15 protein-coding genes are annotated in these 20,344 nt (G+C 58.6%); 12 read left to right on the top strand and 3 right to left on the bottom strand.

Annotation, left to right across the window (positions count from 1 at the left end; translation table 11 throughout):
• The first annotated feature begins 39 nt into the window (after positions 1-39).
• The 4 genes from AKU79_RS07920 to AKU79_RS07905 all read left to right on the top strand — a co-directional run bounded on the left by AKU79_RS07920 (position 40) and on the right by AKU79_RS07905 (position 4,217).
• Positions 40-1,221, top strand: a complete 1,182-nt coding sequence (locus tag AKU79_RS07920) for an aspartate aminotransferase family protein (protein WP_050523033.1) — start codon at positions 40-42, stop codon at positions 1,219-1,221.
• Between the two features lie 76 nt (positions 1,222-1,297).
• Positions 1,298-2,224, top strand: coding sequence for an ornithine carbamoyltransferase (gene argF / locus AKU79_RS07915; RefSeq protein ID WP_050523032.1), 927 nt, complete (start codon positions 1,298-1,300; stop codon positions 2,222-2,224).
• A 3-nt stretch (positions 2,225-2,227) separates the two neighbouring features.
• Positions 2,228-2,785: an isochorismatase family protein gene (locus AKU79_RS07910; RefSeq protein ID WP_050523031.1), complete on the top strand. Its 558-nt coding sequence runs from the start codon at positions 2,228-2,230 to the stop codon at positions 2,783-2,785.
• Positions 2,786-2,966: 181 nt separating this feature from the next.
• On the top strand, positions 2,967-4,217 hold the full coding sequence (locus AKU79_RS07905; RefSeq protein ID WP_050523030.1) for a Hint domain-containing protein: 1,251 nt from the start codon (positions 2,967-2,969) through the stop codon (positions 4,215-4,217).
• Between the two features lie 32 nt (positions 4,218-4,249).
• Here the strand turns inward: AKU79_RS07905 and hrpB are convergent, their stop codons facing one another.
• Both hrpB and AKU79_RS07895 read right to left on the bottom strand, forming a co-directional pair.
• On the bottom strand, positions 4,250-6,706 hold the full coding sequence (gene hrpB / locus AKU79_RS07900; protein WP_050523029.1) for an ATP-dependent helicase HrpB: 2,457 nt from the start codon (positions 6,704-6,706) through the stop codon (positions 4,250-4,252).
• A 7-nt stretch (positions 6,707-6,713) separates the two neighbouring features.
• Positions 6,714-7,445 (bottom strand): DUF3108 domain-containing protein, encoded by a 732-nt coding sequence (locus AKU79_RS07895; protein ID WP_050523098.1) that lies wholly within the window; start codon positions 7,443-7,445, stop codon positions 6,714-6,716.
• Positions 7,446-7,622: 177 nt separating this feature from the next.
• Here AKU79_RS07895 and meaB point away from each other — a divergent pair, with 177 nt between their 5' ends.
• Together meaB and AKU79_RS07885 are read left to right on the top strand one after the other, a co-directional pair.
• A complete protein-coding gene (gene meaB, locus AKU79_RS07890) occupies positions 7,623-8,606 on the top strand; it encodes a methylmalonyl Co-A mutase-associated GTPase MeaB (RefSeq protein WP_050523097.1) in 984 nt (327 codons plus the stop codon).
• A gap of 139 nt (positions 8,607-8,745) precedes the next feature.
• Entirely contained in the window at positions 8,746-11,043 is a 2,298-nt protein-coding gene (locus AKU79_RS07885) for a glycosyl hydrolase family 28-related protein (RefSeq protein WP_050523028.1), read from the top strand.
• 58 nt (positions 11,044-11,101) lie between these two features.
• Here the strand turns inward: AKU79_RS07885 and AKU79_RS07880 are convergent, their stop codons facing one another.
• Complete coding sequence (locus AKU79_RS07880) at positions 11,102-11,584, bottom strand: HugZ family pyridoxamine 5'-phosphate oxidase (RefSeq protein WP_050523027.1); 483 nt, start codon at positions 11,582-11,584, stop codon at positions 11,102-11,104.
• A gap of 79 nt (positions 11,585-11,663) precedes the next feature.
• On the opposite strand from AKU79_RS07880, the gene AKU79_RS07875 reads away from it, so the two are divergent.
• The 6 genes from AKU79_RS07875 (at position 11,664) to AKU79_RS07850 (ending at position 20,340) form a co-directional block, all read left to right on the top strand.
• Positions 11,664-13,340 (top strand): SulP family inorganic anion transporter, encoded by a 1,677-nt coding sequence (locus AKU79_RS07875; protein ID WP_050523026.1) that lies wholly within the window; start codon positions 11,664-11,666, stop codon positions 13,338-13,340.
• A gap of 340 nt (positions 13,341-13,680) precedes the next feature.
• On the top strand, positions 13,681-15,645 hold the full coding sequence (gene acs / locus AKU79_RS07870) for an acetate--CoA ligase (RefSeq protein WP_050523025.1): 1,965 nt from the start codon (positions 13,681-13,683) through the stop codon (positions 15,643-15,645).
• Between the two features lie 3 nt (positions 15,646-15,648).
• Positions 15,649-16,329, top strand: a complete 681-nt coding sequence (locus AKU79_RS07865) for an adenylate kinase (RefSeq protein ID WP_050523024.1) — start codon at positions 15,649-15,651, stop codon at positions 16,327-16,329.
• A gap of 63 nt (positions 16,330-16,392) precedes the next feature.
• A complete protein-coding gene (locus AKU79_RS07860; protein WP_050523023.1) occupies positions 16,393-16,650 on the top strand; it encodes a DUF4212 domain-containing protein in 258 nt (85 codons plus the stop codon).
• A gap of 15 nt (positions 16,651-16,665) precedes the next feature.
• The gene (locus tag AKU79_RS07855) at positions 16,666-18,453 is read left to right on the top strand and encodes a sodium:solute symporter family protein (protein WP_050523022.1); all 1,788 of its coding nucleotides are present in this window, start codon (positions 16,666-16,668) and stop codon (positions 18,451-18,453) included.
• 63 nt (positions 18,454-18,516) lie between these two features.
• Positions 18,517-20,340 carry a DUF294 nucleotidyltransferase-like domain-containing protein gene (locus AKU79_RS07850; protein WP_050523021.1) on the top strand — a complete coding sequence of 608 codons (1,824 nt, stop codon included), beginning with the start codon at positions 18,517-18,519 and terminating at the stop codon, positions 20,338-20,340.
• Positions 20,341-20,344: the final 4 nt, after the last annotated feature.

Genomic DNA, 20,344 nt, shown 5'->3' with positions numbered 1-20,344 from the left:
CCTTTGGCACGGCTAGGCCTTGTATAAAAGGACCGTGAAATGATCCCTTCTGTATTGCCGACCTATAATCGCGCCCCGCTGGCCTTTGCAAAGGGCGAAGGCTCTTGGCTGACGACTGTTTCGGGCCAACGCTATCTTGATCTGGGTGCTGGCATTGCGGTGAACGCATTGGGCCATGCCAACCCTGAATTGGTGGCGGCCCTGACCGCGCAGGCAGGGCAGTTGTGGCATGTCTCCAACCTTTATCAAATTCCGCAGCAGCAGGAATTGGCGGATATGCTGGTTGATCAAACCTTTGCCGATACGGTGTTTTTCACCAACTCGGGCACCGAGGCGGCAGAGCTGGCCATTAAAATGGCGCGCAAATACTGGTATGAAAAGAATGAGCCTGACCGGACCGAGATCCTGACCTTTGACGGCGCATTCCACGGCCGGTCCACCGGCGCAATTGCCGCCGCAGGCTCGGAAAAGATGACCAAAGGTTTTGGCCCCTTGATGCCCGGCTTCAAAACCCTGCCTTTTGGTGATCATGAGGCATTGCGCGCGGCGATCACCAATAAGACGGCAGCTGTGATGGTTGAACCGATCCAAGGCGAAGGCGGCATTCGCGTGCTGCCCGATGCCTGCCTGAAAGGGCTGCGGGATCTGTGCGATGAAACCGGCGCGCTGATGATTTTGGATGAGGTCCAGTGCGGCATTGGCCGGTCAGGCAAGCTGTTCGCACATGAATGGGCAGGGGTCACGCCTGACATCATGATGGTTGCCAAAGGTATCGGGGGCGGCTTCCCGCTTGGGGCAGTGCTGGCCACGGAAAATGCGGCCTCGGGTATGGTTGCAGGTACGCATGGTTCCACCTATGGCGGTAACCCTCTGGGCTGTGCGGTTGGCGCAAAGGTTATGCAGATCATCTCGGATCCGGCGTTTCTGGCCGAGGTAAACCGCAAATCAGCCCTGTTCCGCCAAGGGCTCGAAGGCCTTGTCGCCAGCCACCCCGATGTGTTTGAGGGCGTTCGCGGTGCGGGCCTTATTCTGGGCCTGAAATGCAAAGCCACCAATACCGACGTGGTCAAGGCCAACTACGCAGAACACCTGCTCACGGTTCCGGCGGCCGACAATGTGATCCGGCTTTTGCCAGCCCTTAACATCCCAGATGCCGATATCGCCGAGGCCCTGTCGCGCCTTGATAAAGCTGCCACCGCCGTCGAAAGCACAAGTCACTAATCCCTTTCTTTTCGGTCCAAATATCCCGGGGGGTCCGGGGGGCTGGCCCCCCGGCGCCTTGCCAGAAAGCAAAACCATGAAGCATTTTCTTGATATCCACACCACCGACGCCGCCGATTTGCGGGGCATGATCGACCTTGCGCATGCCATGAAATCCGCGCGCGACGGCCGCCCCAAAGGCACCCCTGATGATGATCAGCCGTTGGCCGGCCAAATGGTTGCGCTGATCTTTGAAAAGCCCTCGACCCGGACACGGGTGTCGTTTGACGTGGGCGTGCGCCAGTTGGGCGGCCAGACGATGGTGCTTTCGGGCAAGGAAATGCAGCTGGGGCATGGCGAAACCATTGCCGATACCGCACGCGTTTTGTCACGCTATGTCGATCTGATCATGATCCGCACCTTTGAAGAGGCCACCCTGCAAGAGATGGCCGAGCATGCCACGGTGCCAGTCATCAACGGCCTGACCAACCGCACCCATCCCTGCCAGATCATGGCCGATGTCATGACCTATGAGGAAAAGCGTGGCCCGATTGCGGGTAAAAAGGTGGTCTGGTGTGGCGATGGCAACAATGTTGCCGCCAGCTTTCTGCACGCGGCCGGCCAGTTCGGTTTTGACTTCACCTTTACCGGCCCTGACACGCTGGATCCCGAAGCTGTCTGGCTCGATTTCGCGCGTTCCAAAGGGGTGAATGTGGCGGTCGAGCGTGATCCGGCCAAGGCGGTTGCGGGCGCAGATCTGGTCGTCACAGACACTTGGGTGTCGATGCACGACCCCGAATCTGCCAAAGAGCGCCGCCATAACCAGTTGCGCGGCTATCAGGTGAATGAACGTCTGATGGCGATGGCCAAGCCTGATGCCTTGTTCATGCATTGCTTGCCCGCCCACCGCAATGATGAGGCGACAAGTGCCGTGATGGACGGCCCGCATTCGGTTATTTTTGACGAGGCCGAAAATCGGCTTCACGCGCAAAAGGCGGTGATGCGCTGGTGTCTTGGGGTCTAAGCCTTGACCACCGCGCTGTTGGTGATTGATTGCCAGATGGAGTTTGCCCGTCGGACGGCGGCGGGCATTCCGCGCTCTAACCCCGATGCCGAAACCGCTATTGCCAAGGTGATAGCCGCATTTCGGGCCAGGGGGCTGCCGATATTGCATATCCACCATGATGACCCAAACCCGAAATCGGGTTTTCGGTTGGGCACGCCGGGCGGCGAGGTGATGCCCTGTGCGCAGAATTTGCCGGGCGAAGCGGTCTTTGTAAAACAGGGCTCATCGGCCTTTGCGGGAACCGGGCTTGCGGGGCATTTGCAAGGCGCCGGCCTGACGCGGCTGGTGATCATTGGTGCGGCAGTGAATTACTGTGTGGCAAGCACGGTGCGCATGGCCGCTGACTTGGGGTTTTCTGTCGTCGTGGTGCAAGAGGCCGTGTTCGGGTTTGGCGTGACCGGTCCGGATGGTGCCGTGCATGGGCCGGAAACCGTGCTGTCAGTCACGCTTGGCACCTTGTCCGAATTTGCGACAATTGTTTCTGTAACGGCAATGACGGAGGTTCTGGCGGCTGGTTAGCGTTACCGTGCCGCCACACTGCGTTGCAATAATGCACAGTCTTGCCGGTTTGCGTCCAATTAAGGCAGAATTGTGGCGCTGATTGTTTCCGGCACCATGGAATTGCCACATTTCCCAATCAGTCAGGCCGTAAGGCCCATCAAAAATAGGGCCAGAGCAGTCTAAGACATGTGAGGCCAGAATGGCGACGATCAACACCGGTTTCGGTGGCCCGCAGGGCGTGGGCGAGGCAAGCTTTCTGGCTTTGCAAGACGGAGCCGGAGGCTATGGCGAAGGCGGGTCTTGCAGGCTGGATATAACGTCCGTTTTCGGGCAAGGCGGCATCCGCTATTTTGGCGCGAACTACAAACATCTATACATTCACAACAATGGCTTGGTGAGTTTTACGGCGCCGGCCAGAGGCCATAAACCTGCCGCACTGGACAGGTTGGGTTATCCTGCGATTGCGGTGTTTTATGCGCCACTTGATCTTGGCTCTGGTTCGGCAAGTGGCAATAACAATATCTATTGGGATATTGACCCCGCAAAGGGCCGCGTGACCATTACATGGCTGAATGTGCAGGCCCATTCAGGCAGCGCCAAAAGCAATACGTTTCAATTGGTGCTAGAGCATTCCGGGGGCGGCCATTTCGAGGCCGAATTCATTTATGAAAAAGTGCAGTGGGCCATGGGACATGCAGGCGTTGCCCAGATTGGCATGACCGATGGAGATGCTAAAACCTGCTTCCTCGACGCTTCGGGCGATGTGCCTGCCATTTTGGCGCTGCCCAAGACCCGTTTCAATGCAGATCAGGCAAAAGGGGTTTGGTCTACGCGGTGTTTGAATGACAAGCCGGGTAGCTTTGTCGCGGGTACGATGATTGCCACGCCAGACGGCCCGCGCGCGATTGATGCGCTCTGTGCGGGTGATTGGGTTGATACGCTTGATGACGGCCCGCAGCGCCTGTTGTGGGTTGGGGGCGGGGCGGTTGTCGCGCAAGATCAGGCCTTGCCCCTGTGCATTTCGGCAGGCGTTTTGAACAATGACCGCGACCTCTGGATCTCGGACCAGCATTTGTTGATGCTGTCGGGGCTGGATTGTCAAATTCTGTTCGGTGAGGCCGAGGTTTTGGTTGCGGCCCAGCACTTGCTGGGGTTGCCCGGCGTGTTTCGGGCGGTGGGTGTTGGCAAGGTCAGATATTACCACATGCTGCTGGACCAGCATCAGATTGTCATTGCCGAGGGAACCGAAGCCGAAACCTTGCGCCACCCAGAGGTTGCGAGCGGGCGTTACGGGGCGGCGGTGCAGGGGCTTGGCCCGTTTGGCACCATACCCGCGACGCGGCGGGTGTTGCAGCCGCATGAGGCCAAGACTTGGGTAGGGCGCCGAATTGCGCAGCATCGTATCCTGCGGCCAGCCGATCGATGTGAATTGGGAATTAGAGTAGCCTAAAGCCGTGGTCTATGGGCTTTGCGGGCGGTACTTCAGGTTCCGCGCGGTTTGGCTCGCAGTGTCGGGTCAGCCTCGCGCGGGTCTTCGGGCCAAGGGTGGCGCGGGTATCGGCCGCGCATATCTTTGCGCACATCGGCGTAGGAGTTGGTCCAGAACCCCGGTAAATCCATCGTCACTTGCACCGGTTTGCTGGCTGGCGACAGCAGGGTTATTCGCAGTGGCAGTGCCTTTGGGCCGACGCAGGGGTGGGTGGTGACGCCAAACATTTCTTGCAGGCGCAGTTCTATCCCCGGTGCCTCGCCATCGTAATCAATCGGGATGCGGCGGCCCAAGGGCGTTTCAAAATGCGATGGCGTTAGCCGGTCAAGCAGTTGCATCGCGTCCCAGCCGATATAGGCGCGCAAGGGTTCGGTCAGGTCAAGATTTCGCAGCTGGCCCTCGGTGCGGCAATTGGTCAGATAGGGCAGCAGCCAATCGGCGCTTTGCAGCAAAGCGGCATCTGACAGGTCGGGCAGGTCCGACCCATCGGCGCGGCACAGGTTGACACGGGCGCGCAGGCGTTGGGCGGCGGGTGTCCATGGTAGGCCGATTGCGCGCAGCCCGTCAAAGGCCGCGACGGCCATTGCCTCGGGCGGGGCATCGGGCCAGGCGCGGTCATCCAGCACCAGCGCACCAAAGCGTTCTTGTTTGCGGGCGGTAATTTTGCCGTCGCGGCGCGACCATTCGCAGACATCGACCCAGGCAATCTGCCCCGCGAACAGGGCACGCAGATCGGCATCATGCAGCGGGGCAGCTTGGCGGATTTTGGCCTCACGCGTGTCGCCGTCAAGGTCGGTGGCGACAATCAGGCGGTGGGCAGCAAGGGGGGTGCCTGCCTCCATCACAGCGCCTTTGCCGCCAGATAGGATGTAGCGCGGCGCATCGCCTTTGCGGCGTTGCCCGATACGATCGGGGTAGGCAAGCGCGGCAAGCTGGCCGGGGCTAAGGTCGCTGGGGCTGTTGGATTGCGCAAGTCGTTTGGATTCGGATTTGATACGTTCAATCACGCCGCGATCGGCGGCATAGGGGTGGGTTTCTTCGAACCGGCGCGGGTTGGCGATGGCGGCAAGGCGCAAGGCCAGATCAGGCGGGGCGCCACGAACGGGGTCGCGCTCGGCCAAAAGCGCGGCCAATGTGGCGGCATCGGGTCCGGCCCCTGCGGTTTGCAGCATATGCCCGAGGCGGGGGTGCAAGGGCAGTGCAGTCAAGGCGCGGCCATGGTCGGTGATGCGGCCGTTGTGCAGCGCGCCAAGGGCTGTCAGCAGCGCGTGGGCCTCGGCCATGACGCCCGGATTGGGGGGCGTCAGAAAGGAAAGCCCTTCGGCGCTGCCCCAAAGCGCCAGTTCCAGCGCCAGCGGGGTCAGGTCGGCGGCCTCGATTTCTGCGGGGGGGAAGGGGGCCATGCCGCCTTCTTCGCCGCGTGTCCACAGGCGGTAGCAGGTGCCGGGGGCGACACGGCCAGCGCGGCCTCGGCGTTGTTCGGCCTCGGCCTTTGAGACGCGTTCTGTCACCAGCCGCGACATGCCGGAATTGGGGTCAAACCGAGCGCGACGCGAGCGGCCGGCATCGACGACCACCCGAATGTCGGGCAGCGTTAACGAGGTTTCGGCAATGGCAGTGGCCAGCACGATTTTGCGGCCCGTAGATTGCGGGGCGAGGGCAAGGCGCTGATCGGCAAATGACATATTGCCGAACAGTGGGCGGAGCGTGCAGCCATCAGGCAGGCGACCTTTTAACGCGGCCTCGACGCGGCGAATTTCGCCTTCGCCGGGCAGAAAGGCAAGCAAGCCGCCTTCGGGGCATTCATCCAAAGCCTGCAGGATCAGCGCGGCGGTTTCCGTTTCCAGCCGGGCGCGAGGGGGCAGGGGGTGCGAAAGCCAGCGGGTTTCAACAGGAAAGGCGCGGCCCTCAGACGTGATGAGTGGCGCATCGCCCATCAAGGCGGCGACGGGGGCGGCATCAAGCGTGGCTGACATCACCAACAAGATGAGGTCATCGCGCAAGGCGCCGCGTAGTTCCAACGTCAAGGCAAGGCCAAGATCGGCGTTCAGGCTGCGTTCGTGAAACTCGTCAAAGATCACGGCGCCGATACCGTCGAGGGCGGGATCAGACTGGATCATGCGGGTCAGGATGCCTTCGGTCACGACTTCGATCCGCGTGCTGCGGCTGACTTTGGACTCGCCGCGCACGCGGTAGCCCACGGTTTGGCCCACCGGTTCGCCCAGCGTCTCGGCCATACGTTCAGCCGAGGAGCGCGCGGCAAGACGGCGGGGTTCCAGCATCAAAATCCGGCCATTGCAAAGCCCTGCATCCAGCATCGCCAAAGGCACGCGGGTGGTTTTGCCCGCGCCGGGGGGCGCCTGCAGCACCGCCATGCCGCGCGCAGTCAGGGCGGCGATCAGACGGGGCAATGCCTCGTCAATGGGAAGGGGTTGAGCAGCGGTTTTCACGCGGCCCTTATCGGCGTTTCATCGCGGCTTTACCATAGATAGACTCCATCGCCACCTCGGTTACGCGCATGCGGTCATTGCCAGTGGGGTGGTAGGTGAGGGTAAAGGGAAAGGTGGTGCGTTCGGCCATATCTTCGGGTTTAAAGCCGGCGATGCGGCGGTATTGGCCCGAGCAGACCACTGCTTTGCCCTTGGCCTGGGGTTTTGATGTGGCGATCGAACTGACATAGCGGCCATCATACATTTTCAGGCTGACCTGACATTCCTGCCCTGCGTCTACATCGCGCAAGATGGCGTAAAGTGCGGTCAGCGTATCGACCGTGCCGCCCTGACTGGCGGGGCTGACCTCTTTTTCGCGGGCTTCACGGGCGGGGGTGTATTGCACAGCGCTGGGCACGCCACGCGCATAGGTCATCTTGCTGGTTGATTGTTTCTTGCCATTGTCAGATTTTTCAACATAGCTGAATGGGGTGTAGCGGGTGCCAGAGACTGCGCCTTTGGCGGTGCCGGTATAGCTGATCTTGCGCAACAGTGCCGCAATGCCTGCACTTTTCAGCACGCCGGAAACGGCATAGCGGTCATTCTCTTCGACCCCTGCAAAAGCGAGGGTGGCAGCGCTGAAGCCGTGTATGACGACATCAAAGGTGGCTTTATCCTCGACCCGTTCGGCCATGGCGGGGGCGGACAAGGTGGCAAAAAGCGAAAGGCCCAGAGCGGCAATGTGAAGCGGATTGGTCATGCTTACCTCGGTTCTTTTATTTGTTTTGGCCATTTTGGGCATAATTTTAGCTGTTCCCTCTGGAATATAGCGCATCAGCGGGGCAAAAAACCCCAAAGCGTGTGGGGAAGTGATGACAAAGCTGTCACTTTGCGCCAAATCCCGCACACGTTAAGCGAAACCTTGCCGGAGCCGCCGATGGATATTTCAGTTATTGCAGAAAAAATCACTGCGGGCGACCGGCGGGCACTGGCGCGGGCGATTACGTTGGTCGAATCGACGCGGCCCGAGCATCGGGAACAGGCGCTTGAATTGGCCGAGCGGCTGCGCGGGGGCGGGCGGCAAGCGCTGCGCATCGGGTTGTCGGGGACGCCGGGGGTGGGGAAATCGACGTTTATCGAAAGCTTTGGGCTGATGCTGGTGGCGCAAGGGTTGCGGGTGGCGGTGCTGGCGGTGGACCCGTCTTCGGCGCGGTCAGGTGGGTCTATTCTGGGCGACAAGACGCGGATGGAACGGTTAAGCCGCGAGCCGTTGGCGTTTATCCGGCCTTCGCCAAGCCAAACCCATTTGGGCGGCGTGGCGCGGCGCACGCGTGAAGCGGTTGGCCTTTGCGAGGCGGCGGGTTTTGACGTGGTGCTGATTGAAACCGTAGGGGTTGGCCAATCGGAAACCGTGGTCGCCGAGTTAAGCGACTTGTTCATTCTGTTGTTGGCCCCTGCGGGCGGGGATGAGCTGCAAGGCGTGAAGCGCGGCATCATGGAGATGGCCGATATTATCTTGGTCAACAAAGCCGACGGAGATTTGAAAGCGACGGCGATGCGGACCTGTGCCGATTATGCCGGTGCCCTGCGTCTGCTGCGCCGCCGCCCGCAAGACCCCGAGGGCTTTCCCAAGGCGATGACGGTGTCAGCGTTGGAGCTGGCAGGGTTGGAAACCGCATGGGCAGAAATGAAAGCCCTGCGCGATTGGCGGCAAAACCAAGGGCATTGGGCCACACGCCGCGCCACCCAAGCCCGCCATTGGTTTGAGGATGAAGTGCGACAGGGGTTGTTGCGGGCGCTGACCGAAAAGCCGCAAACCCGCGCCGCAATGGGCGCAATGGGCGAGGCCGTGGCGCGGGGCGAAATGACGCCCGACAGTGCTGCCGCACAGATGTTGCACAGGCTTTCGGCCCAGGCATGACCTGTTGCACGCGGGTTAAGGGCTGCGAACGCTGCTCTTAGCCTGAATTAACCGAACCTTACTAATCCTGTTCGCAGTCACGGTAGGCCGCCAAGGGCTTGTCTTGCGAAATGCGCACAAAACGTGAGGGTTTAGATCAATGAATAAAGTGATTACTGACGGGCTGGTCTTGATGCCCCCGCCGTTTTCGGCAGGGCTCAATCTGTGGTCGCGTGAAAATGGTACGGTTGGATCGGGCAGCTATGCCAGCCAGCCCAATGCGGCCTATGTGCCGGCCGATGCCGATTTCGGCGGCTGCCTTGAACTGCTTAAGATATCATCCACACAAAAGCTGCGGTCTTATGGGGAAACCCCGATTATTCCGGGGATGTATTTGCGGGTAACGGCGCGCGTCAAGGCGATTTCGGGCAGTTTGCCCTCGGTGCGCATTGCGGGCTGGGCGGGTACGTCAACCAATACCAACGCGATCAACATCACACAGGTCGGGCCATCGGTTGCGTTGACCACTTATGGTCAGGTTGTGACGGTTTCAGCGATTGTTGCCACATCAAACCGTTCGGGCGTGAACATGGCATGGGGTACAACCCCAGTTTACGGGCATTTCGGCCTTGATCTGACAGGATCAAACGGCGGCATTGTGCGGATCGATGATATTGAGATTGAAGATATTACCTCGGCCTTTCTGCGCGATTTGATGGATTGGGTGGATGTGCGGGATTTTGGCGCAAGGGGTGATGGCACGACCGATGACTCGGCCGCCTTTGCTGCAGCCGATACCTATGCGCGCGACAATGAGGTTGCGGTTCTGGTGTCAAAGGGCACGTATTTCTTGAACACCAACGTTACACTGACCAGCAAAGTGCGGTTTGAAGGCACGGTGTCAATGCCAGCGCAATACCGCCTTGCCTGCACGCGCGATTACAATCTCGATACCTATGAAGCGGCCTTTGGCGATGAGGAAGAAGGCTTTCGCCGCGGGCTTCAGGTGTTGTTTTACTATACCGATCACGCGGTTTTTGATTTGGGCGGGCGAAGGGTTATCCTGAAATCGCCGGTAGATGTGGGCGCGGTTTCGGGGTTGGATACTTTGGTTCAACGCCGCGTTCTGGCGAATGGGATGATCGAGGCGGGTATCTCGACCGATTGGGATGACCAGGTTGCCACCTCGGTTGCCACCTATACCCCGACGACGAACGCATTTCGCCTGACGGCGGTGGCGAATGTGGCCAATATCATCGTGGGATCGCGGGTGACGGGCACAGGGGTTGGCCGTGAAATCTATGTTTTGTCCAAAGATGTGGGCGCGGGCACGGTTACGCTTAGCCGCCCTTTGTGGGGGGCTGCGGGAACGCGAACCTATACCTTTACGCGCTATAAATACCTGTTGGATTTCAGCAGCTTTGCGAAACTGGGCCGGTTTGAAATCAAGGATATGGAATTTCAGTGCAACGGGCGGGCCAGCGCGATCATGCTGCCGCCAGCGGGCATCGGGTTCATCATTTCCGACAGTACATTCAACAAGCCAAAAGACCGGGGCATTACCTCGATCGGTGAGGGCTGTCAGGGCCTGCATGTCGATCAATGTCAGTTTTTGTCAAACGAGCAGCCGACCCGCGTGCAAGACCGCACAACTATTGCGATGAACGTCAATTCGAATGACCCGAAAATTCGCAACAACCGTATTGTGCGTTTTGCGCATTTCGCGATTTTGGGTGGCTCGGGGAATATGCTGGTCGGCAATCACTTTTTCCAAGGGGATGATGAAACAGCCGGTGTGCGGCGGGCCGGGGTGGTTTTCACCTCGACTAACGTAAAAACGCTGCTGACCGGCAATTATATCGACAACTGCTATATCGAATGGGGGAACGAGCATGACTCGGAACCCGAGTTCAACGCAGAGTATTCCTTTGGCGGGTTAACGATTACGGGCAATATCTTTACCAGCAGCGATACGGCGGCGTCGGCCAGCTTTATCGTAATCAAACCTTACGGGCCCGGCCATTTCATCAACGGGTTTTCGATGAATGACAATGCGTTTCGCACCGTGAACACAAATATCGACAGGGTAGATACGGTTGATACGACTTATGCTGCCTTGGATTATGCGCGGTTTCGCAATGTGATAGTATCAGCGAATGCCTTTAACGGCGTAAACCAGATCACGCAAAGTCCGGTCACGATTCAGCACGATCAGAACACTGAGTCCAACACTTGGGTTGTTGATACGGCTGGCTATCTGCCCTTTGGCGCGCGGGCGCGAAATCTGGCAGGCCTGACGACCGAGAACGCCATCCGAAACGCAGCAAATGCCAATGACTATTCTATGCCGTTTGCAGAAACGGAAAAGGGTACGAATGGGCGCATGATCAATTTGCGTTGGCCGCAGGCGGTGCGAGGGCGTGTGCAAGCCACGATCCGATGTGACAATCCGAACTAAATTTTCGGGGTGAAATAATCATAAGGCGGGCTGGAAACGGCCCGCCTTTGGTGCGGGGTTATTGTGGTTTGACCAGCAAATCCTGCGCCTCAATGATACGGGCCTTGCCAAAGCCGCCGTTCAGCAAAGCGCCAAGCGGGACCAGCCGCACAAAGGCGAAATCAGTGAAATCGACATAGAGTTTGGCTTTGGGGTGGGTTGCCAGCCACAGATCGCGCAATACGGGTCGATCGGCGGCATCGGCAAAACTGGCGCGCGCGCGCAGCATCAGGCGCGGATGGGTAAGCGGGTCGCCTTTTGGCCCCGGCTCGCCCAACATCAAGGCGCAGTTCGGTTGCGCCTTGAGCGCGGCAAAATGCGGGGCAAGCGAAGAGATTAGCGTTAACGGCACACCAGCCGCATCACGCCCGAGCGCTATGCGGCTGATCCCCGGAAACCCGTCCTGCCCGATATAGGCAAGTGCCGCGTGGGGCAGCGCCAGAAATTCCTGCGCTGTGGCGCGCTCCAATGCATCTGCTGGCGGCGTTGGATCTTGTTTCACGCGGGGCCTTTCTGCTGACAACAGCTTGACAGGGTTTTGTGCAAGGGATCAGGCTGCATCTATTCGATATAGGTGTGCCATGCCCAATTCAAGCCAGCCTGAACCACCAGAGTTTTTGCCAAAACTCATCACAGTTCTGCGCGAAGGGTATAGCACGAAGAACCTGCAGGCCGATGCATTGGCCGGGTTAACCGTGGCAATTGTAGCACTGCCTTTGTCTATGGCGATTGCCATCGCCAGCGGCGTTGGCCCCGAGCGCGGACTTTACACGGCGATTGTCGGCGGGTTTCTGGTCTCGGCACTGGGGGGCTCTCGGTTTCAGATTGGCGGGCCTGCGGGGGCGTTTATCGTGTTGGTTTCGGCCTGCGTGGCCGCGACCGGTGTTGAGGGCATGTTGCTGGCGACTTTGCTGTCGGGGGTTATGCTGATTGCAGTGGGTGCGCTGCGGCTTGGCAGCTATATTCGGTTTATTCCTTATCCGGTTACGGTGGGCTTTACGGCAGGCATTGCGGTTATCATCTTTGCCAGCCAGTTGCGTGATTTGGCAGGGCTGCACCTGAACGGGCCAGAGCCGGGCGCGTTTTTGGAAAAGATACCCGCACTTTGGCATGCCCGCGAAACCGCCAGTTTGGCTGCCATTGCCGTGGCGGTGGTGACAATCGCCATAATCGTCGCTGTGAAACGGCTGCGCCCGTCATGGCCGGGGATGCTGATCGCGATTGCCGCGGCTTCGGTTTGTGCCTTGGTGCTGGGGTTGCAGGTGGAAACCATCGGTAACCGTTTTGGTGGTTTGCCAAGGGGTTTGCCTGCACCTTCCTTGCCCGACATAAACCGTGCCACAGTTGCGGCGGCGATGCCTTGGGCTGTCAGTTTTGCCTTGCTGGGGGCGATTGAATCGCTGCTTTCGGCTGTGGTGGCTGATGGAATGACAGGGCGACGGCATCGGTCAAATGCCGAGCTCGTCGCGCAAGGCGTGGCAAATATCGGCGCGGCGCTGTTTGGGGGCATGTGTGTTACCGGTACGATTGCGCGCACGGCAACCAATGTTCGCGCAGGTTCGCACGGGCCAGTTTCGGGTATGTTGCACGCGCTGTTCGTACTGGCGTTCATGCTGGTTGCCGCGCCGTTGGCTGCCTATATTCCCTTGGCCGCGCTGGCCGGCGTTTTGGCGATTGTCGCCTGGAATATGGCCGAGAAAGAAGAGCTGTGGTCGCTGATCCGTGCCAGCCGTGGCGATGCGATGGTGGTTCTTGTCACCTTGGCGCTGGTCGTTTTCCGCGATTTGACGACAGGAATTGTGGTTGGGGTGGCCCTTGGGGGCGCGGTGTTTATTCGCCGCATGTCAGACGCGGCCGCCTTGGGCAAGCACGAGGCCGGCCCGCATGCGATGTCAGACTATACAAGCGCCTCCGGGCTGGTGGTGTGCCATTTGCGCGGCCCCTATTTCTTTGGTGCAGCGGCGCGGCTGGGCTCGGTGCTTGACCGTATCGCGGACACACCGCAGGGCTTTGCTGTGGATTTCACGGATGTACCTTTTATCGACAGTTCTGGTGCGCGCTCGCTTGATCTTTTGGCGCATAAGACCGCACGCAAAGGCGGTCAGATGTTTTTTACGGCGACAAACAGGGATGTTCGCGCGATGCTTGAAGGCTATGGCCTTCGTGCGCCACGGGTACAGTACTTGCCCGATATTGCAGCGGTAGCGGCGATTTTTGACGCGCCGCCTGAAGGCGAATCATCCGAATCACTGGCGTGATACGCCGCGCTGCAAAGCTGTGACAAAAAACTGTTGTTAATCTTGGAACGCTGGGTAATCTGACTTGGCAGGCGAATACCGCCGCGGATAGCGTAATTTCTCACCGTTTTGTGAACGGCTATCAGTTTGAAAAACAATGCCAAAAATCTGCCACAATTTTTCAAATTTACAAACACCCCCTCGTTTTCGTAAATAATTTTACAAGAAAATCATTGTTTCAAAAAGGTTTACGCAAAAATTGACTATTATGTTACAGTGCGTTTGAGAGAATAGGTGATCGTCGCAAATTGTGGCGGGGCATCGAAGGGCAAGGCACTGCCCGTTATGAGGAGGAACAATCATGTCGCAACCCGTTCAGGCCGGTAAGGTCTATCCAGCTTCAGAAGAATTTATCGCCAATGCTCATGTCAAAGCCGCCGATTATGAGGCGATGTATGCTGCATCCATGGCCGATCCGACCGCCTTTTGGGCCGAGCAAGGCAAGCGGATAGATTGGATCAAACCTTACACCAAGGTCAAAGATACCAACTTCAATCTGGGTCAGGTTTCGATCAAATGGTACGAGGATGGCAATCTGAACGTGTCCGCCAACTGCGTTGACCGTCACATGACCACCCGCGCCAACCAAACCGCTATCATCTGGGAACCCGATCACCCCGATACGCCTGCGCAGCACATCACCTATACGCAGCTGTTGGAAAACACCTGCCGCATGGCCAATGTGCTAAAAGCACAGGGCGTAAAAAAGGGTGACCGCGTTGTCATCTATCTGCCGATGATCCCCGAGGCGGCCTATGCCATGCTGGCCTGTGCCCGTATCGGCGCGATCCATTCAATCGTTTTTGCAGGCTTTTCGCCCGATGCGCTGGCCAACCGGATCAATGATTCCGAGGCAAAATGCGTGATTACCGCCGATTTCGCGCCCCGTGGTGGCCGCAAAACCGCGCTAAAGGCCAACACCGATGCGGCGCTATTGCATTGCGATGACCGCGTGAAATGCCTTGTGGTCAAACATACCGGCGATCAGACCACGTGGGTTTCCGGCCGTGATGTGGACGTTAAGGCCGAGATGGCCGCCGTTGCGCCGTATTGTTCCTATGTGGAAATGAACGCCGAAGATCCGCTGTTCATTCTTTACACCTCGGGGTCCACGGGCAAGCCAAAGGGTGTTGTTCATACGTCGGGCGGCTATCTGGTTTACGCGGCGATGACGCATCAGATGACGTTCGACTACCATGACGGCGATGTGTTCTGGTGCACCGCCGATGTGGGCTGGGTCACTGGCCACAGCTATATCATCTATGGCCCGCTGGCGAATGGCGCGACGACGATCATGTTTGAAGGCGTGCCAACCTATCCCGATGCTGGCCGTTTCTGGGAAGTCTGCGCCAAGCATAAGGTCAACCAGTTCTACACCGCCCCCACCGCCATTCGTGCACTGATGGGCCAAGGGGCGGAATGGGTTGAAAAGCATGATCTTTCCAGCCTCAAGCTGTTGGGTTCGGTGGGTGAACCGATCAACCCCGAGGCGTGGAACTGGTACAACACCCATGTTGGCAAGGGCAAATGCCCGATCGTTGATACCTTCTGGCAAACCGAAACCGGCGGCCACCTTGTCACCCCGCTGCCGGGGGCTATTCCGCAAAAACCGGGCTCGGCGACCAAGCCGTTCTTTGGCGTCGCGCCAATTGTGTTGGACCCTGCGAATGCTGCGATCCAGTCGGAAACCGTGGCCGAGGGCGTGCTGTGTGTTGCTGACAGCTGGCCGGGCCAGATGCGCACGCTTTGGGGTGATCATGCGCGGTTTGAAGAGGCCTATTTCAGCCAGTATCCCGGCTATTATTTCACCGGTGACGGCTGCCGCCGCGATGCGGATGGTTACTACTGGATCACCGGCCGCGTCGATGACGTGATCAACGTATCGGGCCACCGCATGGGCACGGCCGAGGTTGAATCGGCGCTGGTTGCGCATTCACTGGTCGCTGAGGCTGCGGTGGTTGGGTATCCGCATGAGATCAAGGGCCAGGGCATCTATGCCTATGTCACCTTGATGAACGATGTCGAACCTACGGATGAGCTGCGCAAAGAGCTGGTGAAATGGGTCCGCACCGAGATTGGCCCGATTGCCAGCCCCGACCTTATCCAATGGGCGCCGGGCCTGCCGAAAACCCGCTCGGGCAAGATCATGCGCCGCATTTTGCGCAAGATCGCCGAAAACGATTATGGCGCGCTGGGTGATACCTCGACCCTTGCAGACCCGTCGGTGGTTGAAGAGCTGATCGACAACCGCATGAACCGGAGCTGACGCATGGCTGACGCAACTACCAACCCGGCAGTTCTTATTTTGCTTGGCCCCCCGGGGGCCGGCAAAGGCACCCAAGCCAGAATGCTGGAGGAAACCTTTGGCTTTGTGCAGCTGTCTACGGGCGACCTGCTGCGTGCCGCAGTGGCCGCGGGCACCGAGGCGGGCAAGCAAGCCAAAGCAGTGATGTCGGCGGGCGGTCTTGTTTCGGATGACATCGTGCTGGCGATCCTGAAGGACCGCATGGCCGACCCTGATACCCGTAAAGGTGTGATTTTGGACGGCTTTCCCCGCACCGCAGGGCAGGCCGAGGCGCTTGATGGTTTGCTGAAAAGCACCGGTCAGCGCGTGAATTCGGTGATCTCGATGGAAGTCGAGGACGCACCGATGATTGCCCGCGTTGCGGGCCGCTATACCTGCGCCACCTGTGGCGAAGGCTATCATGATGCATTCAAACAGCCGGCCAAAGCCGGGGTTTGCGACAAATGCGGCGGCACGGATTTCAAACGCCGTGCCGACGACAATGCCGAAACGGCGGGGGCGCGGCTTGCTGCGTATCACGCCCAGACGGCACCGCTTATCACCTATTACAAAGGCCTTGGTGTTTTGGAGACGGTCGATGCGATGGCGAATATCGCAGAGGTCGCAACCGCAATGCAGGCCGCCGTGGCGCGGGTGATGGCGTAAGGGGAAGGGCTGCCTCTCTGTGCTGGAGTGGCGGTTGAGGGAACAAAAAAGGGAGTTACGCAAATGGCGGACAAATCATCGTCCAACGCCTATTGGGCTGCAAACATCCGGATCATCAGCATCAGCTTGGTCATCTGGTTCATGTGCTCATTCGGCTTTGGTATTCTTCTGCGTCCAATGCTTTCGGGTATCGCAATCGGGGGCACGGACCTCGGTTTCTGGTTTGCACAGCAAGGGTCCATTCTGGTCTTTCTCGTGCTGATTTTCTTCTACGCTTGGAAGATGGGTAAAATCGACGCCGAATACGGCGTGGAAGAATAAGGGAAAGCAGAGAACATGGATCAGTTTACTCTTAACCTTATCGTGGTCGGTGCGTCTTTCGCGCTGTACTTCGGTATCGCGATCTGGGCCCGTGCGGGTTCGACCGCTGAATTCTATGCGGCTGGCGGCGGTGTTCACCCCGTTCTGAACGGTATGGCCACAGGCGCTGACTGGATGTCGGCCGCGTCTTTCATCTCGATGGCGGGTCTTATCTCGTTCGGCGGCTACGATTCTTCGGCCTATCTGATGGGCTGGACCGGCGGCTATGTTCTGCTGGCGATGTTGCTGGCACCTTACCTGCGTAAATTCGGCAAGTTCACTGTGCCGGAATTTATCGGCGACCGTTTCTACAGCCCTTCGGCACGTATGGTTGCTGTTATCTGCCTGATCATCGCTTCGGTAACCTATGTTATCGGCCAGATGACCGGCGTTGGCGTTGCCTTCTCGCGCTTTTTGGGCGTGTCAAGCTCGACCGGTTTGCTGATCGGTGCGGCGGTTGTGTTCTTCTACGCTGTTCTTGGCGGCATGAAAGGCATTACCTATACGCAGGTTGCACAATATGTTGTTTTGATCCTGGCCTATACAATTCCGGCCGTTTTCATCTCTCTGCAACTGACTGGGCAGATCTTGCCGCCGGTTGGCCTGTTCTCCGAGCATACTGCTTCGGGCATGCCTTTGTTGCAAAAGCTGAATGAGATCATTCAGGAGTTGGGCTTTGCCAGCTATACCGAAGCGCATGACACAACCCTGAACATGTTCTTGTTCACCGTGTCGCTGATGATCGGTACTGCGGGTCTGCCCCACGTTATCGTTCGCTTCTTTACCGTGCCAAAAGTGGCTGACGCCCGTTCGTCGGCTGGCTGGGCGCTGGTGTTCATTGCGTTGCTTTACACTGTTGCCCCAGCTGTTGGCGCAATGGGCCGTCTGAACCTGACCACAACTATGTGGCCAAACGGGACATCCGGCGAAGCAGTTGCTTTGGAAGACATTGCAAACAAGCCTGAATTGCAGTGGATGGAAAACTGGGAACAAACCGGCCTGTTGAAGTTCGAAGACAAAAACGGCGACGGCAAGATCCAGTACTATAACGATAAGTCCAAAGACGAGGCGTTCAACGCTGCAGCAGCGGCGAAAGGCTGGACCGGCAACGAGTTGACCGTGAACAACGACATCATGGTTCTGGCCAATCCTGAAATCGCCAACTTGCCAGGTTGGGTTATCGCCCTGGTGGCTGCCGGTGGTCTTGCGGCTGCTTTGTCTACCGCTGCGGGCCTGCTGCTTGCGATCTCGTCGGCGATCAGCCATGACTTGATCAAAGGTCAGTTGAACCCGAGCATCTCGGAAAAAGGCGAGCTGTTGGCTGCGCGTATCTCGATGGGCGTCGCCATCTGTGTGGCGACATACCTTGGCCTTAACCCTCCGGGCTTTGCGGCACAAACCGTGGCACTTGCCTTTGGTCTGGCAGCATCGTCGATCTTCCCGGCGCTGATGATGGGCATCTTCTCGAAGCGCATCAACAACACGGGTGCTGTGGCAGGTATGTTGTCTGGTTTGACGATCACCATTGTGTACATCTTCTTGCACAAAGGCTGGTTCTTTATTCCGGATACCAACAGCTTTACTGACGCCAACCCACTGTTGCTGTCGATCAAATCGACATCCTTCGGTGCAATCGGTGCTTTGGTGAACTTTGGGGTGGCTTACCTTGTGTCTGGCGCGACCAAAGCACCGCCGGCACATATCCAGGACTTGGTAGAAAGCATCCGCATCCCTAAAGGTGCAGGCGCTGCAACCGGTCACTAAAACCACTTTGCCCTCCGGTGTTGCACCGGGGGGCATTCCTTTTCTGTGAAGGACGACCGAAAAATGACTTTGCCCAACGCGGCTATCATCAGCTTTCTGGAAACCGTCCACCCTTATGACACGTTGTCAAAGGATGATCTGGCGCAGGTTGCGGGCGTGTTTGAACGCCGCGAATATGCTGCTGGAGATGAGATTTACCACACCGGCCATCCCCTGAACGGCATCTTTCTGGTCAAGCGCGGCTCGGTTGAGGTGCTGGAACCTTCGGGTGGGCTTGTATCGCTGCTCGGTCCTCGGAATTCGTTTGGCGAGCGTGGCCTGTTGCGCGACGGTTTGGCCGTCACCACTGCAAAGGCGACCGAAGAGACCGTTGCGCTGATGCTGCCAACGCCGGATTTCAAACGTCTGATCGCCAATTCCCCAGCCTTTGCCCGCTTTTTTAGCCGTGGCCGCTCGTCAGAGGCGCGTACAGCCGATCTGACCACCCAAAAAGTTGCCGACCTGATGGCGCGCAAGCCGGTTACCATCGGGCCGGATGAGCCGATCCGCACGGCCGCCGCCAAAATGCGCGATGCCCATGTCTCCAGCCTTGGCGTGGTTGAGGATGGGGTTTTTCAAGGCATCGTCACCACCCGCGACATGACCAACAAAGTGCTGGCCATCGGTCTGGACCCTGGCAGCCCTGTGGCGGGCATTATGACGCGCGAACCGGTCACGCTGACCCCCGAAGATCTGGGCTCGGACATCCTGCATATCATGCTGGAACGCCGTATTGGCCATTTGCCGGTCGTCGAGGGCACGCGTTTGGTTGGCATGGTCACGCAGACCGACCTGACCCGCTTTGCCGCCGTTTCTTCGGCCAGCCTTGTGCGCGATGCAGCAACTGCCGAGACCGTGGCCGAAATGGCCGCCGTCACCGCCCGCATTCCGGCGCTTTTGGTGCAGCTGGTCGGCAGCCATAACGCGCATGAGGTGGTGACACGCCTTATCACCGACATCGCCGACACCGTTACCCGCCGCCTGCTAAAACTGGCCGAGGCCGAGCTTGGCGCGCCGCCAGTGCCCTACCTGTGGCTGGCTTGCGGCAGCCAAGGTCGGCAGGAACAAACCGGCGTGTCAGATCAGGACAATTGCCTGATGCTGGATGACAGCGTGACCGGGGCTGATATGCCCTATTTTGCGGCACTGGCCAAATTTGTCAGCGATGGGCTGGATGCGGTCGGTTATTTCTATTGCCCCGGCGATATGATGGCGACCAACCCGACCTGGTGCCAACCTGTGCGGGTCTGGCGCGAATATTTCCGCAAATGGGTGGCGACGCCCGACCCAACGGCACAAATGCTGGCAAGCGTGATGTTTGACTTGCGCCCCATCGGCGGGGCGGCCAGCCTGTTCCGTGATTTGCAGGATGAAACGCTGCAAATGGCGTCGAAAAACTCGATTTTTGTCGCACATATGATTTCGAACAGTCTGACGCATTCGCCGCCGCTTGGCCTGTTGCGCGGCTTTGCCACCATCCGTTCTGGCGAGCATAAGAACCATATCGACCTGAAACACAGTGGTGTGGTGCCCGTAACCGACCTTGGCCGCGTTTATGCGCTGATCGGCAAACTGACCGCCGTCAACACCCGCGCGCGCCTGCTGGCGGCCGAGGATGCGGGCGTGATTTCAGTTTCCGGCGCACGTGATCTGATTGAGGCCTATGATATGATCGCCGAAATCCGGCTGGAAAACCAAGCGCGGTTGGTCCGGTCTGGCCGTAAACCTGATAACTTTATGGCACCCTCTGACTTGTCCGATTTTGAACGCTCGCACCTGCGTGATGCGTTTGTGGTGGTACGCACCATGCAATCGGCTGTTGGCTCGGCACGGGGTGCCCGCTCATGAAAGC

Source organism: Pseudorhodobacter wandonensis (assembly GCF_001202035.1).
Lineage (GTDB): Bacteria > Pseudomonadota > Alphaproteobacteria > Rhodobacterales > Rhodobacteraceae > Pseudorhodobacter > Pseudorhodobacter wandonensis.
The sequence above is the reverse complement of the archived record's forward strand: the minus strand, read 5'-3'. Positions and strand labels throughout refer to the sequence as shown.

Excerpts from the sequence above, each read along its gene's own strand:
- AKU79_RS07905 (WP_050523030.1), top strand. The coding sequence starts at position 2,967 with ATGGCGACGATCAACACCGGTTTCGGTGGCCCGCAGGGCGTGGGCGAG.
- AKU79_RS07855 (WP_050523022.1), top strand. The coding sequence starts at position 16,666 with ATGGATCAGTTTACTCTTAACCTTATCGTGGTCGGTGCGTCTTTCGCG.
- AKU79_RS07920 (WP_050523033.1), top strand. The coding sequence starts at position 40 with ATGATCCCTTCTGTATTGCCGACCTATAATCGCGCCCCGCTGGCCTTT.
- AKU79_RS07865 (WP_050523024.1), top strand. The coding sequence starts at position 15,649 with ATGGCTGACGCAACTACCAACCCGGCAGTTCTTATTTTGCTTGGCCCC.
- AKU79_RS07850 (WP_050523021.1), top strand. The coding sequence starts at position 18,517 with ATGACTTTGCCCAACGCGGCTATCATCAGCTTTCTGGAAACCGTCCAC.
- AKU79_RS07885 (WP_050523028.1), top strand. The coding sequence starts at position 8,746 with ATGAATAAAGTGATTACTGACGGGCTGGTCTTGATGCCCCCGCCGTTT.
- AKU79_RS07875 (WP_050523026.1), top strand. The coding sequence starts at position 11,664 with ATGCCCAATTCAAGCCAGCCTGAACCACCAGAGTTTTTGCCAAAACTC.
- argF (WP_050523032.1), top strand. The coding sequence starts at position 1,298 with ATGAAGCATTTTCTTGATATCCACACCACCGACGCCGCCGATTTGCGG.
- acs (WP_050523025.1), top strand. The coding sequence starts at position 13,681 with ATGTCGCAACCCGTTCAGGCCGGTAAGGTCTATCCAGCTTCAGAAGAA.
- AKU79_RS07895 (WP_050523098.1), bottom strand. The coding sequence starts at position 7,445 with ATGACCAATCCGCTTCACATTGCCGCTCTGGGCCTTTCGCTTTTTGCC.
- AKU79_RS07860 (WP_050523023.1), top strand. The coding sequence starts at position 16,393 with ATGGCGGACAAATCATCGTCCAACGCCTATTGGGCTGCAAACATCCGG.
- meaB (WP_050523097.1), top strand. The coding sequence starts at position 7,623 with ATGGATATTTCAGTTATTGCAGAAAAAATCACTGCGGGCGACCGGCGG.